Source organism: Pseudoflavonifractor gallinarum, from assembly GCF_014982855.1.
In the GTDB taxonomy this organism is placed as follows: Bacteria; Bacillota; Clostridia; order Oscillospirales; family Oscillospiraceae; genus Pseudoflavonifractor_A; species Pseudoflavonifractor_A gallinarum.
Map to the genome: position 1 here is coordinate 41,442 of NZ_JADCKF010000005.1, position 15,320 is coordinate 56,761.

At 61.6% G+C, this 15,320-nt stretch carries 17 protein-coding genes; 9 read left to right on the plus strand and 8 right to left on the minus strand.

Translation table 11 applies throughout. The features are described from left to right. Positions 1-20 precede the first annotated feature (20 nt). From INF37_RS06675 to INF37_RS15680, 9 genes are all read left to right on the plus strand, one after another. Positions 21-788, plus strand: coding sequence for a hypothetical protein (locus INF37_RS06675; protein WP_193537248.1), 768 nt, complete (start codon positions 21-23; stop codon positions 786-788). Positions 789-937: 149 nt separating this feature from the next. Beyond that, entirely contained in the window at positions 938-1,234 is a 297-nt protein-coding gene (rpsF, locus tag INF37_RS06680) for a 30S ribosomal protein S6 (RefSeq protein ID WP_101691855.1), read from the plus strand. Positions 1,235-1,246: 12 nt separating this feature from the next. After that, positions 1,247-1,720 (plus strand): single-stranded DNA-binding protein, encoded by a 474-nt coding sequence (locus INF37_RS06685; protein ID WP_101691856.1) that lies wholly within the window; start codon positions 1,247-1,249, stop codon positions 1,718-1,720. Positions 1,721-1,833: 113 nt separating this feature from the next. Further along, complete coding sequence (gene rpsR, locus INF37_RS06690; protein ID WP_087238992.1) at positions 1,834-2,073, plus strand: 30S ribosomal protein S18; 240 nt, start codon at positions 1,834-1,836, stop codon at positions 2,071-2,073. 580 nt (positions 2,074-2,653) lie between these two features. Further along, complete coding sequence (locus INF37_RS06695; protein ID WP_235964246.1) at positions 2,654-3,220, plus strand: ABC transporter ATP-binding protein; 567 nt, start codon at positions 2,654-2,656, stop codon at positions 3,218-3,220. Further along, positions 3,217-4,080: an ABC transporter permease gene (locus tag INF37_RS06700; RefSeq protein ID WP_193537250.1), complete on the plus strand. Its 864-nt coding sequence runs from the start codon at positions 3,217-3,219 to the stop codon at positions 4,078-4,080. Before INF37_RS06695 ends, INF37_RS06700 begins: the two co-directional genes overlap by 4 nt. Further along, complete coding sequence (locus INF37_RS06705; RefSeq protein WP_193537252.1) at positions 4,080-5,528, plus strand: Gldg family protein; 1,449 nt, start codon at positions 4,080-4,082, stop codon at positions 5,526-5,528. The genes INF37_RS06700 and INF37_RS06705 overlap by 1 nt, the downstream gene beginning before the upstream one ends. Continuing rightward, entirely contained in the window at positions 5,515-6,513 is a 999-nt protein-coding gene (locus INF37_RS06710; protein WP_235964247.1) for a DUF4340 domain-containing protein, read from the plus strand. Before INF37_RS06705 ends, INF37_RS06710 begins: the two co-directional genes overlap by 14 nt. Next, positions 6,459-6,923, plus strand: a complete 465-nt coding sequence (locus tag INF37_RS15680) for a DUF4340 domain-containing protein (protein WP_328821045.1) — start codon at positions 6,459-6,461, stop codon at positions 6,921-6,923. Before INF37_RS06710 ends, INF37_RS15680 begins: the two co-directional genes overlap by 55 nt. Positions 6,924-6,995: 72 nt before the next feature. Here the strand turns inward: INF37_RS15680 and INF37_RS06715 are convergent, their stop codons facing one another. From INF37_RS06715 to INF37_RS06750, 8 genes are all read right to left on the minus strand, one after another. Beyond that, positions 6,996-7,286: a hypothetical protein gene (locus INF37_RS06715; protein WP_101691859.1), complete on the minus strand. Its 291-nt coding sequence runs from the start codon at positions 7,284-7,286 to the stop codon at positions 6,996-6,998. Between the two features lie 75 nt (positions 7,287-7,361). Continuing rightward, positions 7,362-8,087: a GntR family transcriptional regulator gene (locus tag INF37_RS06720; RefSeq protein ID WP_193537254.1), complete on the minus strand. Its 726-nt coding sequence runs from the start codon at positions 8,085-8,087 to the stop codon at positions 7,362-7,364. Between the two features lie 179 nt (positions 8,088-8,266). Next, the gene (locus tag INF37_RS06725; RefSeq protein ID WP_193537256.1) at positions 8,267-10,321 is read right to left on the minus strand and encodes an ASKHA domain-containing protein; all 2,055 of its coding nucleotides are present in this window, start codon (positions 10,319-10,321) and stop codon (positions 8,267-8,269) included. Then, complete coding sequence (locus INF37_RS06730) at positions 10,315-11,271, minus strand: tRNA dihydrouridine synthase (protein WP_193537258.1); 957 nt, start codon at positions 11,269-11,271, stop codon at positions 10,315-10,317. The genes INF37_RS06725 and INF37_RS06730 overlap by 7 nt, the downstream gene beginning before the upstream one ends. Before the next feature lie 127 nt (positions 11,272-11,398). Continuing rightward, on the minus strand, positions 11,399-12,397 hold the full coding sequence (locus INF37_RS06735) for a siderophore ABC transporter substrate-binding protein (RefSeq protein ID WP_193537260.1): 999 nt from the start codon (positions 12,395-12,397) through the stop codon (positions 11,399-11,401). 38 nt (positions 12,398-12,435) lie between these two features. Continuing rightward, positions 12,436-13,188 carry an iron ABC transporter ATP-binding protein gene (locus tag INF37_RS06740; RefSeq protein WP_193537262.1) on the minus strand — a complete coding sequence of 251 codons (753 nt, stop codon included), beginning with the start codon at positions 13,186-13,188 and terminating at the stop codon, positions 12,436-12,438. Positions 13,189-13,192: 4 nt separating this feature from the next. Beyond that, positions 13,193-14,170, minus strand: a complete 978-nt coding sequence (locus tag INF37_RS06745; RefSeq protein ID WP_193537264.1) for an iron chelate uptake ABC transporter family permease subunit — start codon at positions 14,168-14,170, stop codon at positions 13,193-13,195. Further along, positions 14,170-15,258 (minus strand): ABC transporter permease, encoded by a 1,089-nt coding sequence (locus INF37_RS06750; protein WP_328821046.1) that lies wholly within the window; start codon positions 15,256-15,258, stop codon positions 14,170-14,172. Before INF37_RS06750 ends, INF37_RS06745 begins: the two co-directional genes overlap by 1 nt. Positions 15,259-15,320: the final 62 nt, after the last annotated feature.

The window sequence follows — 15,320 nt, forward strand, 5'->3', positions numbered from 1 at the left end:
TACAAAAAGGGGGAGAGAGTATGATTTTTGTCTATATCATCCCTGTATATGTCATCTTGGCGGCCATTCTCATTGCCATCGGCGGAATCTATCATATCGTCACGGAGATGTATGTGCTCCTCTTTACGATCACCACGTTTCTGACAGTCATCGGGGGGATCTATACCTTCTTTGTGTCCATCTCGAAAGCCGTCTCTACCAAGAGAGTCTATCTTCTGCTCCCCGGCGTGCTCTTCCTGGTGTTTGGGGCGTTCGCCACCAGCGTGTTCAAGCAGAGCCTCTGTCTGTCGCAGCGATGGCTCGAGAGTGTCAGCTTGGAAACCCTGGGTACCCTGACGATCCATAAAAACGCCGTTTTTCTGTGGTCGATCCTGGCTGCAGTTGTGCTGTCCCTGCTGTTCGCGGTGTTCTTCCGCAAGTCGTATCAGACCCCCAAAACGGGAAGCAGTGTGCTCTTCAGCCTGCTCTCCTGCCTGATTTTGATCGTTCCGGTATTTGCCGTGCACGGATATGCGGAGCATGCGTACTATGAGCAAAACAGCACGTCCTATGAGCAGGTGTACACCGTCAAAGAAACGGTGGCCGTAAAACGGTATGTAAATGAAAGCTATCGCGGAAGCACGCTGACGGTCCAAGGCGGGGACGATCTGATCCGGATGCTGTTCCCCCAGAAGCTGGAAAAAGGGGAGACCGTCTATGGGGAGGCGTATCAATCCGGCGATATCCTGGTATTCAATGATGACCATGTGATCGGAGAGGTCCCGTCCGAGTACCTGGAACCGCAATAAAGCCGGAAAGAAATCTTTGCAGAAAATGGGGAAAGGGGCTTGACTTTCCCGGAAAATCCGATATAATAAAAAGGCTTGTTTAGAAAACAAGCACATCCTTGCCCCCGCATGATACGGGGGCCATATGTCCATAAGGAGGTGCAACGAAAATGGCAAAGCTGAATGCGAACTACGAGGCCGTCTACATCCTCGATCCCAACCTGGGCGAGGAGGCTACCGCCGCTCTGGTGGCGAAGTTCAAGACTCTGGTCGAGAACAACGGCACTCTGGCCGAGGTTGACGAGTGGGGCAAGCGCCATCTGGCCTATCCCATCAACGACCTGAACGAGGGCTACTATGTCCTGATGACCTTTAGCTCCGCTCCCGCCTTCCCCCAGGAGCTGGACCGAATCTTCCGCATTACTGACGGCGTGATGCGCTCCATGATCATCTGCAAGGATGAGTAAGGAGGCGCTTCCATGCTGAATCGCATTATCCTCATGGGTCGCCTGACCCGGGATCCTGAGCTCCGCCACACCCAGACGGGGACCCCTGTGGCCTCCTTCTCCCTGGCGGTGGACCGGGATTTCAAAGACAAGACCACCGGCGAAAAGGCCACCGATTTCATCGATATCGTGGCCTGGCGGCAGACGGCTGAGTTCGTCTCCCGCTTCTTCACCAAGGGCCGCCTGGCCGTGGTGGAGGGCCGCCTCCAGCTGCGCGACTGGACCGACAAAGACGGGAACAAGCGCCGCAGCGCCGAGGTCGTGGCCGACAATGTCTACTTTGGCGACTCCAAGCGGGATGCCGAGGGCGGCGGCTATGCGCCCCCGCCGCCGGCTTATGGCGGATACAGCGCCCCGGCGCCGTCCGCGCCCGCTTATGCCGCGCCGCTCAGCGGCGGCGACCAGTTCGCCGACCTGTCCGACGACGACGGCGAGCTCCCCTTCTGAGGAGCGACTGTTTTGCAGTTCAGCCGGTTCTTCCGGCTTGGCGTTAAGCGCCATTCCGCTCCGCGAAAGCGCTCCGGCTCTTGCGGAAGCATCGTTGAAAGGAGTACTGTACCATGGCTATGGATAGAGAGCGTCCCCGCGGCCGCAAGCGCCGCAAGGTCTGCACCTTCTGTGTGGACAAGGTGGAGCACATCGACTACAAGGACGCGGCCAAGCTGCGCCGTTTCCTGTCTGAGCGTTCCAAGATCCTGCCCCGCCGTACCACCGGCACCTGCGCGATGCATCAGCGCCAGCTGACCGAGGCCATCAAGCGCGCCCGTCAGATCGCCCTGCTGCCCTTCGTGACCGACTAATCGGAACGATTTGAGAGCGGACCAGCCTTTTGCTGGTCCGCTCTTTTTTGCGTGTCGAAGTTTTTCGACACGCTTCTCAAAAATGCTTGCATTTTTGAGAGGGGATGCAGGACGCCGCGCGCACTTCGTCGGGTCAAAGTCCGCACCGTTCGCCCCGGCCTAACGGCCAGGGTTCACTCCGCTCCCTTGCCCCTCCTCTCCCAAACAAACCCACTTCGCTGGGCTTTGTTTGGGTTCCCGGTTCGCACACTTGCGTCCTGAGAAGTGTTTTTTCGAGGCACATGTCCTCGAAAAAACGGATTTGGATGTTTTTCTGCCGTCTGCGGATGGCAGAACTCTGCGAGGCTTTTGTACCTAGTATCGCAGGAATGCACTTTATTGCTAGACGGAGCGGACCAGCTTTTTGCTGGTCCGCTTTTTTTGTTTTACCCCCCTTTCCGGGTCTGATCCGGGAAGGGGGCGTATTTTTTGGGGCCATCCCGGTTTCTTTAGGTTCACTTTAGGACGGCGGAGTATACTAGACAGGCCCGCGGACGGGGGCCGTCCGCAGGCCGAGAATAACAAGCGAGGAGGTTCCTCCATGATCAAGGTCGAGCACTTGACAAAGTACTACGGCGATTTCCTGGCGGTGGACGATCTGTCTTTTGAGATCGACGAGGGCCATGTGTATGGATTCCTGGGGCCCAACGGCGCGGGAAAGAGTACCACGATGAATATGATGACAGGCTGTCTGTCGGCCACTTCCGGCCGTGTGGAAGTGGGCGGATTTGATCTGTTCGAGGACGCCGATCAGGCCAAGAAGCTGATCGGCTATCTGCCCGAACAGCCCCCCCTCTACATGAACGAGACGCCGGCGGAGTACCTGCGCTTCGTGGGAGAGGCCAAGGGGCTCCGGGGCGCCGAGCTGGAGCGCCAGATCCAGGCGGTGATCGAGCAGGTCCGGATCGCTGAGGTCAAGAACCGGCGCATCTCCGCCCTGTCCAAGGGCTACAAGCAGCGGGTCGGGATCGCCCAGGCCCTGCTGGAGCTGACACTGAAACGGGCCAGCCTGGAGGACATCTTCCTGGAGCTGACCGAAAACGGAGACCCGGCCGACCAGACACCGGCCGGAGAGACCACGGAGGAACAGGAGGGAGAAGGCGCATGACAGCCGTTTTAAAGCATGAATTGAGAAGCTATTTCCACTCCTTCACCGCCTATGTGTTCGGCGCGTTTCTGCTGGCCATCGTGGGCTTCGGCGCCATGCTGTACAATTTGCAGGCGGCGGTGAGCAATTTCGAATATGTGCTCAGCTTCGGCAGCATCGTCTTTGTGGTCATCGTGCCCATCCTGACCATGCGGGTCATTGCCGAGGAGCGCAAGCAGAAGACCGATCAGCTCCTCTACTCCCTCCCCATCACCACCACCCAGGTGATTTTGGGGAAGTATCTGGCCCTGCTGGCGGTCTATCTGATCCCCCTGGCCGTCATTTCCATCTATCCGCTCATCTTCGCCCAGTTTGGCGATGTATACCTGCCCACCTCCTACGGGTCCCTGGTGGCCATCTTCATCATGGGCGCGGCCCTGGTGGCGCTGGGGGTATTCATCTCCTCCCTGACCGATAACCAGGGCCTGGCGGCCGGAATCGGGATCGCCGTGATCCTGTTCAACTATTACAGCGTGAGCCTCTCGGAGTATGTCTCCTCCACGGCCGCCGGCACGGTGATCGCCCTGGGCGTCCTGGTGCTGGCCCTGGGTGCGCTGATCCGGTATCTGACCCGGAACGAGTATCTGGCCTACGCCGTCGCCTTTGTGCTGCTGGCCGCCATCTGCATCACGGGCTTTGTGGACCCGGAGGCCTTTGAAGGACTCCTGCCAAACATCATGCGGCAGCTGTCCCTCTTTGAGCGGTTCAATACCTTTGTCAGCGGCGTCTTTGACCTGACCGCCATCGTCTATTACCTGTCGGTCATCGTCTTTTTCCTGTTCCTGTCGGTCCAGTCCCTGGAGAAAAGGAGGTATCATTGATGAAACGCTGGAAACTCCTTTCTGACGGGGGACGGGCGGAGAGAAACCGCATCGCCTTCCAGGGAGGCTCGTATTCGCTCATCGCCACCGCGGTGGTGCTGGCCATCCTGATCGCACTGAATATCCTGGTCTCGGCTCTGCCGGCCAATCTGACGAAATATGACATCAGCGCCAGCAAGCTCTACTCCATCACCAGCAACACCAAGGTGGTGGTCAATGCGCTGGAGGAGGACGTGACCATCTACTGGATCGTCCAGTCCGGCGAGGAGGACGATGTGATCGAGACCCTCCTGAACAAATATGACAGCCTCTCCGACCACATCACGGTGGTCAAGAAGAATCCCGACGTCTATCCCACCTTTGCCGAGCAGTACACCAGCGAGACGGTGCAGAACAACAGCCTCGTGGTGGAGTGCGGGGAGCGCAGCCGCTTCATCGGGTACGACGACATCTACGTCCAGGAGCCCGATATCTACTCCTACTCCTACAACACCTCCTTTGACGGCGAGGGTGCCATTACCTCCGCCATCGACTATGTGGTCACCGAGGATCTCCCCCAGCTGTATGTGGTGGAGGGACATGGCGAGCAGGCTCTGCCCGACAATTTCCAGGAGCAGATCGAGAAGGAGAACATCGAGATCAACACCCTCTCCCTCCTTACCGTGGACGCCATCCCGGAAGAGGCCGACTGTGTCCTGATCTATGAGCCCTCCTCCGACCTCTCCGAGCAGGAGGTGGAGATGCTCTCCAGCTACGCGGAAGCGGGCGGAAAGCTGCTGGTCATGGCCGGCCCCACCGAAGAGGGTTCCCTGAGCAATCTGTACAGCCTGCTCTCCGACTACGGAGTGAGCACCACCGAGGGCATCGTGGTGGAGGGAGACCGGGAGCACTATACCGGCTATCCCTACGTCCTTCTCCCCGAGATGTCCAGCCATGCCATCACCGACCCCCTCATGGAGGAGCACTACTATCCCAACATGCCCATCTCGCAGGGCATGACGGTGGATGAGACGGCGGGCAGCGCGGTCACGGTGCTGCTCTCCACCTCGGAGGAGGCCTTCAGCAAGAGCGCGGGCTATCAGCTCACCAGCTATGAGAAGGAGGAGGGCGACGTGGACGGTCCCATTGCCGTGGGCCTCTCCATCGACTGCTCCAATGAGGGACAGATCGTCTGGTTCTCCTCGGCGGCCTTCCTGGACGATATGTACAACGCCCTCTCCTCCGGGTCCAACTCGGATCTGGCCATGAACGCCCTGTCCTCCCTGATCGGAGAGAGCGAGGCCATGGCTATCCGCAGCAAATCCCTGAACTATAACTATCTGTCCATCAGCGACTCCACCGCGTCGCTGCTCAAGACCCTGATGATCGGCGTATTCCCCCTGGGCTACCTGGGCATTGGCGTCTGCGTCATTGTGAAGAGAAGGAGGGAGCAACATGAAGCGGGCTAAACGGCTCTATGTGCTGCTGGGCGTTCTGGTGGTGGTCTGCATTGCCGCCTTCGCCGTGGTGAAGCACGAGGAGCGGCAGGAGGAGATCCGCAACAGCGGCGAGATCATCCTGGAGATCGACCCCGAGACGGTGGATGCCCTCTCCTGGGAATACGAATCGGAGAGCCTGGCCTTCCACAAGGATGAGACCTGGCAGTACGACGAGGATGCGGCCTTCCCGGTGAGTGAGGAGAAGATCCAGGAGCTGCTGGAGCCCTTCCAGGCGCTGGAGGCGGCCTTCATCATCGAGGAAGTCACCGATTACAGCCAGTATGGGCTGGACAATCCGGTCTGCACCATCCACCTCTCCGCCGGGGAGGAGGACTATGAGATCAAGCTGGGCAATTACAGCACCATGGACTCCCAGCGCTATCTCTCCACCGGGGACGGCAACGTCTACCTGGTAGAGGACGATCCCATGGAAGACTACGAAATTACCATCCGCGACATGATCGCCAACGATGAGACCCCCTCGTTCGGCCAGGTCACGGGCATTCAGTTTGAGGGCGCGGACTCCTACCAGGTGGTCTATCAGGAGTACTCGGAGGAGAGCCCCTACACCTATTGCAGCGAGGACGTCTACTTCCGGCAGGAGGGGGAGGACCTCAAGCCCCTGGACACCAACCTGGTGGAGAGCTATCTCAGCGGGATCGAGAATCTGACCCTGGATAACTATATGACCTATCAGGCCGGGACGGAGGATCTGTCTCAGTACGGACTGGATGCACCGGAGCTGACGGTCACCGTCACGTACACGCCGGAGGAGGATGAGGAGGGCGAGAGCCAGACCTTTACCCTCCACATCAGCCGTCTCCCGAAGAGCGGGCTGCGGCCGAGAACGACACCGCGTCGGAGGAGGACGAGGAAGAGGAGATCACCGCCTATGCCCGGGTGGGAGACTCTGAGATCGTCTATCAGATCACCGGCGAGAGCTATGAGAAGCTGATCGCGGCCGGATATGATGACCTGCGGCACAAAGAGGCGCTGACGGCGGACTTTACCCAGGTGACCGGTCTGGACATCACCCTGGAGGGCACGGTCTACAACCTGACTTCCGAGGGAAACGGAGAGGACAAGACCTTCCGCTTCGGCGAGGAGGAAGTGGACGTGGCAGACCTGCAATCGGCCCTGGAGGGACTGACTGCCGACAGCTTCACCCAGGAGGAGCCCACCCAGAAGGAGGAGATCGCCCTGACGGTCTACCTGGACAGTGAGGTCCATCCCAGCGTGCAGATCCAGCTCTACCGCTATGACGGGGAGAACTGTCTGGCGGTCATCGACGGGGAGCCGGTCTCTCTCATCCCCCGCTCTGCGGTGGTGGATCTGATCGAAGCGGTCAACGCCATCGTGCTGTGATCTGGCAGCAATCCGGAAACCCGAGACAACGAAAGGCCCCGGCGCGTCAGCGCCGGGGCCTTTTTGGGTGAATCAGCTGATCTTGACTTCCTTGGCCTGCTCAGGGAAGAAGGAGTTGTCCAGATCGTACTTGTTGTGGGCGGTGGAGTCCCGCAGGACCCGGCCTTCCAGGGAATAGCAGCGGATGAAGCGCCGGCCGTCCACCGTGCTCCAGTGCTCCACGTCCCAGGTGAGGTAGCCGTCCTCATCGGTCTTTTTCTCGGGGAGATAGAGGTCCACCTGACGGTTGTTGAGCATCAGGTCGATGAGACCCTGGCGGTCTACCTCCAGCTCTTCCTTGTGAATGGTGTCGTACGCTTTCATGGGAAGTTCCTCCTGTCATACCAGTATGAATGACTCCATTCTAGCGCATTTGACGGCGGTTGGCAAGAGGGGGGATCACCGGCCCAGATCCCAGTTCTGCAGGGTGCGCAGACGGTAGTAGTCGGGGTTGAAGTAGTGGGTGTTGTAGACCACCGGCTCATCCCCGATGTCATAGAAGACCTGGTGGCTGCTGTCGATGGGGGTACCCTTGGGGACCTTGAAAATGTCCACCAGCTCGTCGGGCACGCCCATGGGCACATACTCGTTGAGGGCGTGGGCCACATCCCGGCCCATATAATCCCGGATGAGCACATGGATATAGGCAAAGGACATCTCCTCCACATCAGTGCGGATGAGAAGCTTTTCCGGCATCATGCCCATGGTGTAGACCGCCGGGTGATCGTCGGCCAGATAGACCAGACGGTTGACCAGCACCCGCTCGCCCTCCTCCAGGCGGAGCATCTTGCGGGCCTCCTCGTCGGCGGGACGCCACTCCTGAGAGAGCAGCTTGATGGCGGTCTGATAGCCCTCTTTTTTCAGATATTCGGTGAAGTAATAGCTGCGGTTCTCATAGTCCAGCGTACTGGGGTGGACATAGTTGCCCGAGCCGTGCCGCTTGGTGATATAGCCCTCCAGAGCCAGCATCATCAGCGACTCCCGCAATGTCACAAGACTGATTCCCAGTCGGCTGGCCAGTGCGGCTTCCGAAGGCAGCTTGTTTTTTTCGAAGGTTTCCGTACGGAAAATCTCCATGATCTTGTTTTTTATGGCCATGTAGGCACTGTAATTCGTTCTGGACATGCCGTCTTCCTCTCTCGTACCGGTCCGTCAGGGCGGGATGATACGAATTCTTCATATCACTATATCAAATTGGGATGGCTCCCGTTAAGTATCATAACGCATATTTTAGCAAATATCAATATTGAATAAAAATTTTTTATTTTATATTAAAAAACGTTGCACATTTACCAGAGGTAAGCCTAACCTTCCGGGAAAGCCATCTCTTCCATGTAACAGGTGGAGAAGCCGGGGTGCTGGGCCAGCTCCAGATACTCTGTCCCGGAGGCCAGGGAGGCGCACCGGGCATACTCCGCCCAGCTGAGGGCGGCCAGACAGGCCCCCTCTCCCGCGGCGTTGCCCACGGGGCGGATCTTCCCCAGCAGCTGGGGCGGGATGAGGCCGATGCGGCAGGCGCTCTCCGGGCGCATGAAATTGCCGAAGGCCCCGGCGATGAGTACCGTCTGGATGTCCTCCAGCTCGGCGCCGTAGGCCTGGGCCAGCAGATGGATGCCGGCGGCAATGGCCCCCTTGGCCAGCTGGAGCTCCCGGATGTCCTTCTGAGTGAGGACCACCGGATCCCCGCCCGGCTCCGGGGCCGGAGCCAGGAGAACAGCGGAGGCCCCGTCCACCTCGGTGAGGCAGGCGGCCAAACGGGGATCGGAGAGCTCCTCAGGCTCCAGCAGGCAGCCCGACTCGTCCAGGACCCCGCCGTCCAGCAGGGCGGCCACGGCGTCCAGCAGGCCGGAGCCGCAGATGCCCCGGGCCGCTCCCTCTCCGATGACATGACAGACCAGGCGTCCGTCCTCCAGATGGACGTGGTCGATGGCCCCCTCGGCGCCCCGCATGCCGCAGCGGATCTTGGCCCCCTCAAAGGCGGGACCGGCCGCCGTGGAGCAGGTGATCCGCCGTTCCCGGTTGCCCAGTACCAGCTCGCCGTTGGTGCCGATGTCCAGGAGCAGGGTGAGCTCCTCCCGGCGGACAAAATCCCCGGCGAGGAGGCAGGCGGCGGTGTCCGCCCCCACGAAGCCCGCCAGGTTGGGAAGCATGGCCACCTGTCCGGCGGGGTGGACGGGGAGATTCCACCCGGCGGCGGGGAGGAGAAGGGGCTCCCGCAGGACGGGCAGGTAGGGGGCCAGGCCCAGGGAGGCGGGGGAGAGGCCCAGGGCCAAATGGTGCATACAGGTGTTTCCGGCCAGGACGGTGAGGACGATCTCCTCCGCCGGGCGGCCGGCCCGGGCGGCCATCTCCGCGGTCATACGGGAGAGGGTCTGGAGCAGGGCCTCCCGCAGGGGAGCGGGGCCCAGCTCCCGGGCCGCGTCGATGCGGGCGATCACGTCGGCGCCGAAGGAGGCCTGGGGATTGCGGTCGCTGCCCACCGCCAGCGTCTCCCCGGTCACACCGTCCAGCAGGTAGCCGGCCAGGGTGGTGGTGCCCAGGTCAAAGGCCAGCAGCAGGGGGGCGGGGGGATCGGCGCGCAGCGCCAAAAGGGTCTCCCCGGACAGAAGGGCCCAGACCTGGGCGGTCTCCTCCGCCAGATACCGGGCCAGCTCCCCCAGCACCGCGGGGGAGGGGACGGCGGGGGCGATCCCAAAGGCGGTATGGAGGGCCTGGGAGAAGCCCTCCCACAGGCTGCGGCTGCGGCGGCAGTCCGCAAGGGAGACCGGATACCAGCGGACCAGGGGGTCGGCTGCGATGCGCCGCCCGGCTCCGTCGGTGAGGATGTGCAGCCCTCCGGATTCCTGGGGCAGGCGGACTTCCAGATCCTCGGTGACCGGGGTCTGACAGGCCAGGACCGAGACCCATTCGGTGCCCCGGCGGAGCTCCACACGGCACTTGCCGCAGGTTCCATTTCCGCCGCAGGGGCTGTCCAGCCAGAGACCGGCCGCGCGGCAGGCCTCCATCAGCGTGCTTCCCAGGGGGACGGAGCAGCGCACATCCGCCGGGAAAAAGCGTACCTGTTTTTCTTCCATGGTATGCATACCCTCCAATTCATTCCGATTCGTCTGAATGAGATCCCATTTTTGGCTCCGGCTGAGCCGCTTGAGGGCGGCCTCCCGCCGGAGGGCCTGGGAGCGGCTGGCACAGCGCTCCCGATAGACCAGAAGGACGGGGCGGCGGCCCCGGGTGTATTTGGCGCCCCGGCCCGTATTATGGGCGCGCAGGCGGCGGGGGATGTCGTCGGTCATGCCGGTGTACAGTGTCCCGTCGGCACAGAGAAGGATGTAGACCCACCAGCTCTTTTCCGCTCCTACCATCCCGGCACGGTCTCCGGCCGGAGGGGGAGCTCGGTGAAGATGCGCTCCACAGCGGCCTCAAAATCCCGGGGATCGGAGGCCTTCCGGAGCTGTTTGCCATAGCGCTCGGCCCCCTCGAAGCGGTGGATCAGATAGAACCAGAGCTCCTTCATGCGCAGCATGGCGTTGCGGCGGCTGTCAAAGGCCTGGGCATACGTCTCGTAGAGGGCGTCGTGGAAGGCGCGCAGGGTCGTGCGCTCCAGAGGCTTGCCGCCCTGGAGCACCGAGATGAGGGCGGGGTCGGCCATCAGGCCCCGGCCGATCATCACGGCCTCCAGCCCGGGGAAGGAGTTGGTCAGAGCCGAGAGGTCTCCCGGACGGATCAGATCCCCGTTATAGCAGACCGGATTGCGGCTTTGTGCCAGGATGGGGGCCAGATACTCCCCCCGGACGGGGTGGCGGTACATATCCTTCTGCACCCGGAGATGGACGGTGAGCTCGTACACCGGATAGCGGTTGTAGCACTCCAGAATGGGCCAGAACTCCTCAGGGTCCCGGATGCCCAGCCGGGTCTTGATGGAGACCGGGCCCTGTGCCCCGGCAAAGATTTCTGCCAGAAAGGCGTCCAGCTCCTCGGGAAAGGCCAGAAAGCCCGAACCCTTCCCCTTGGCGGTGACGGTGCCCGAGGGACAGCCCAGGTTGAGGTTGACCTCCGGATAGCCCATCTCGAAAAGGCGGTTGGCGGCCCAGAGAAAGTCCTCCGCCCGGCGGGTCAGAAGCTGGGGCACCACGGGCAGGCCCTCATTATATTCCGGCAGGATCTCCCGTTTCTCCCGCTTGGTAAAGACATGGTCATGGCTGGGGGAGAGAAAGGGGGTGTAGTACTTGTCCGCGCCGGGAAAATAGCGGTGGTGGATGCGGCGGAAGATCGTGCCCGTCAATCCCTCCAGCGGCGCTACATAATATCGCATGGGGTCCTCCTGTATAAATGGATATTTTCATATTATAACATATACAAGAGTCATTTTTCCAGTTGAAAATGAAACTCCGGCCCGGCGCATTGTGCGGCCGGGCCGGAGCGTATGGGGAAGGGGAAAATTACGCGGCGGTCTGCGCGGGCAGGAGGGACTCCAGGTCCTGAAGCATCCAGTCCAGCGCGGTGATGCCGCCCTCGGCGGTGTACCACACGGCGGGGTGGGCCAGGTAGACGATGTGGCCGTCCTGATAGGCCTGGGTGCCCATGACCAGCTCGTTCTCCACAATGTCCTGGGCCAGCTTTGCGCCCTCGGCGGCGATGGCGGCGTCCTTGTCCAGGACGAAGAGATACTCCGGATTCTGCTGGAGCACGAACTCAAAGGAGGCCTCATTGCCGTGGGTGGAGGTGGCGGCGGCCTCGTCTACGCCGACGTTGGTGAAGCCCACCTCCCGGCCGATGAGGGAGCAGCGGCCGTCGTCTCCCAGCACGTTGAAGCTGCCGCTGGTGCACATGCCGATGATGGCGGTCTTTCCGGCGGCGAACTCGGACAGGGTCTGGATGCGCGCCTCAAAGCCGGACAGGAGCTCCTCGGCCCGTGCCTCCAGACCGAAGAGGGAGGCGACGGTGGAGGCGTTGCGGCGCACGCTCTCCACCACGCCCAGCTGGGTGTCGGTGGACAGGTAGACCACGGGGGCGATCTCACTCAGAGCCTGGTAGCTGCTGGCCAGACGGCCGCCGATGAAGATGAGGTCGGGCTCACAGGCCATGACCGCCTCCAGATCGGCCTCCTTGATGGTGCCCAGAGGGGCCACGGAGTCGCTGTTGATGTAGGACTGGAGGTATTCCAGGGTGGTGTCGGCGCTGCCCACCACCCGGTCGCCCACGCCAAGGGCGTCCAGAATGTCCAGGGAGGCCATGTCCAGCACGGCCAGGCGCTGGGGATCGTAGGGGACCTCCAGCTCCACGGTCTCCTTGTCGCCGTTCAGGGTCTGGATGGTCACGGTGGAGGGCTCGCCCTCGGGCTGGGCGGAGGGCGTGGAGGTGGGGGCGGCGGCGGTGCCGCAGGCGGTGAGGCCCAGGCCGAGGAGAAGGGTGAGGGCGAGGGTGGGAAGAATCTTCATGGGATATACGCTCCTTTGCAGTGTTTCAATATGGAAATTTAGTAGTAGATGGACAGGGGACGCCCCTCCACCTCCATGATCTCAAATTGGACCCGGTAGATGTCGGAGAGGGTCTCCTTGGTCATGACCTCGGCGACGGTGCCGAACTTGGCGATCCTGCCGTCCTTGAAGGCACAGATGTAGTCGGAGTAGAAGGCGGCATAGTTGATCTCGTGGAGCACGAGGATCACGGTCTTGCCCAGCTCGTCGCACAGGCGGCGGACGATCTTCATAAGGTTGGTGGCGTGGTAGATGTCCAGGTTGTTGGTGGGCTCATCCAGGAGGATGTACTCGGTGTCCTGGGCGATCACCATGGCGATGTAGGCCCGCTGGCGCTGGCCGCCCGAGAGCTCGTCGATGAAGCGGTCCTGGAACTCCTCCAGCTCCATGTAGGCGATGGCCCGGTCTACGATGGCCTGGTCCTCCCCGGTGAGGCGGCTGCCCGAGTAGGGGAAGCGGCCGAAGGAGACCAGCTCCCGCACGGTGAGCTTCATCTGTACGTTGTTGCTCTGGGTCAGGATGGCCAGGTGCTTGGCCAGCTCCTTGTTTTTCCAGCTGGTGATGTCCCGGCCGCCCAGCTCCACCAGGCCGCTGTCCCGGGCGATGAGGCGGGAGAGCATATTGAGCACGGTGGATTTTCCCGCGCCGTTGGGGCCGATGAGGGAGATGACCGTCCCCTTGGGCAGGGAGAAGCTGATGGAATCCACCACGGTCTTCTCCCCGTATCGCTTGGTCAGTTCTTTGATCAACATGGTTTCAGACCCTCCTGTCGGTCAGCAGAAGATAGAGGAAGTACACGCCGCCCCCCACGGTGATGAACACGCTGACGGGGATGGCGTAGGTGTAGACATGCTCCACCAGGAGCTGTCCTCCCACCAGCACGGCCGTGCCCAGAAGGGCGGCACCCAGGATCAGGTGGGCATGGCGGTAGGTCTTGAGAAGCTGGCGGGAGAGGTTGGCGATGATGAGGCCCAGGAAGGAGATGGGGCCTACCAGGGCGGTGGCCACGGCGATGGAGAGGGTCACGCCCAGCAGCAGCCGCCGGACGCACTTGTCATAGTCCACCCCCAGGTTGATGGCCTGGTCCTTTCCCAGGGTGAGCACATCCAGCAGGGAAAGCTCCCGGCGCAGGACCAGGACCAGCAGGGCCAGCAGGAGCACCGAGAAGGCCAGAATGCTCCCGTTGATGTTGCTGAAGCTGGCCACCAGGGTGGTGAGGAGGCTGTCGTACTCATTGGGGTCCATCACACGGGTGAGGGTGGTCTGGATGCTGGAGAAGAAGGAGCTGAGCACGGTGCCGATGAGCAGGACATAGAGAATGTTGTGGTTGGTCTTCTGGAAGAGCACGCTGTAGATCAGAGTGGCCACCACCCCCATGATGAGCAGGTCTGCGGCAAAGGACAGGTTGGCATTCCGGGCCAGCAGGCTGCCCGAACCGGCAAAAAAGACCACCGCGGTGTGGATGAGGGTATACAGGGCGTTCATGCCCAGCAGGCAGGGGGTGACGATGGTATTCTGGATGATGGACTGAAAGACGATGGAGGCTCCGCCGATGGCAAAGGCGGTGACCACCATGGCCGCCAGCTTGGGGAGGCGGAGCTTCATGGCGTACTGGAAGAGACGGGTGTGCTCCAGAGAGACCTCCACCAGCAGGTAGGCCAGGGCCGCCAGAGCGGCCAGACCGGCCAGCAGGACCAGCTTGCGCACATTGGCGCGGTAGGCGGCAGTGTGCATCAGCCCTCACCTCCTTCCGGGAGGGGAGAGCAGCATCCGCTGCCGGGATTCCCGCCCAGGCGGATGGCCTTCTGCCCGTGGCGTAGGCGGTAGAAGAGCAGAAGCACAAAGAGGAGGCTGCCCAGGATGCCCGAGATCAGCTCGATGGGGAGCTCATAGGGGAAGAGGATCACCCGTCCGATGAGGTCGCAGACCAGCACGAAGAGGGCGCCGAACAGGGCGGTGTCCACCAGGGTGCCCTGGATCTTGTCCCCCTTGAACATGGCCACCACGTTGGGGACGATGAGACCGATGTAGGAGATGGACCCCACGACCACCACCACGCTGGCCGTGATGAGGGCGGACAGGGTCAGCCCCAGAAAGAGCACCAGGCGGTAGGGGACTCCCAGGTTGTGGGACATGTCCCGGCCCATTCCAACGATGTTGAAGTGGTTGGCGAAGAGAAAGGCCAGGGCCACCAGGGGGAGGGTCAGGTAGACCAGCTCATACCTCCCCCGGAGCACCAGGGAGAAGTGCCCCACCAGCCAGGAGGAGAGGGCCTGGGTCAGCTCATACTGGTAGGCCAGATAGCTGGTGACGCCGCCGATGATGTTGCCGAACATGATGCCCACCAGCGGGACCATGACCACGTCCTTGAACTGGACCCGCTGGATGAACCACACGAAGATCCAGGTGCCCAGGGTGGCGGTGCAGAAGGCGAAGAGGGCCCGGCTCCAGAGGGTGGAGTTGGGCAGGAAGAGCAGGGCCAGCAGGATGCCGAACTGGGCGGAAGAGATGGTGGCCCCGGTGGTGGGGGAGACAAACTTGTTCCGGCAGAGATTCTGCATGATGAGTCCCGCCACGCTCATCCCCACGCCGGTGCACAGGATGGCCATGAGCCGGGGAAGGCGGGAGATGAGAAAGAGCTGGAGATGCTCCAGGTCGCCCCGCAGCAGGGCGGCGGCGTCCAGGTCGATGACCCCCACGAAGAGGGACACGACGGAGAGCAGCGCCAGGGCGAGGGCCAGAAAAAGGGTGATGTGCTTTGCTTTGATGGTACATTCCTCCTGATGGTTAGCGATAGCTAACGGCTGGGCATGAAAAAGCACGGTATCCACCGGACAGAAGGCCGGGTGGGTATCGTGCCATCACGAAGCGGTTAGCAAATGCT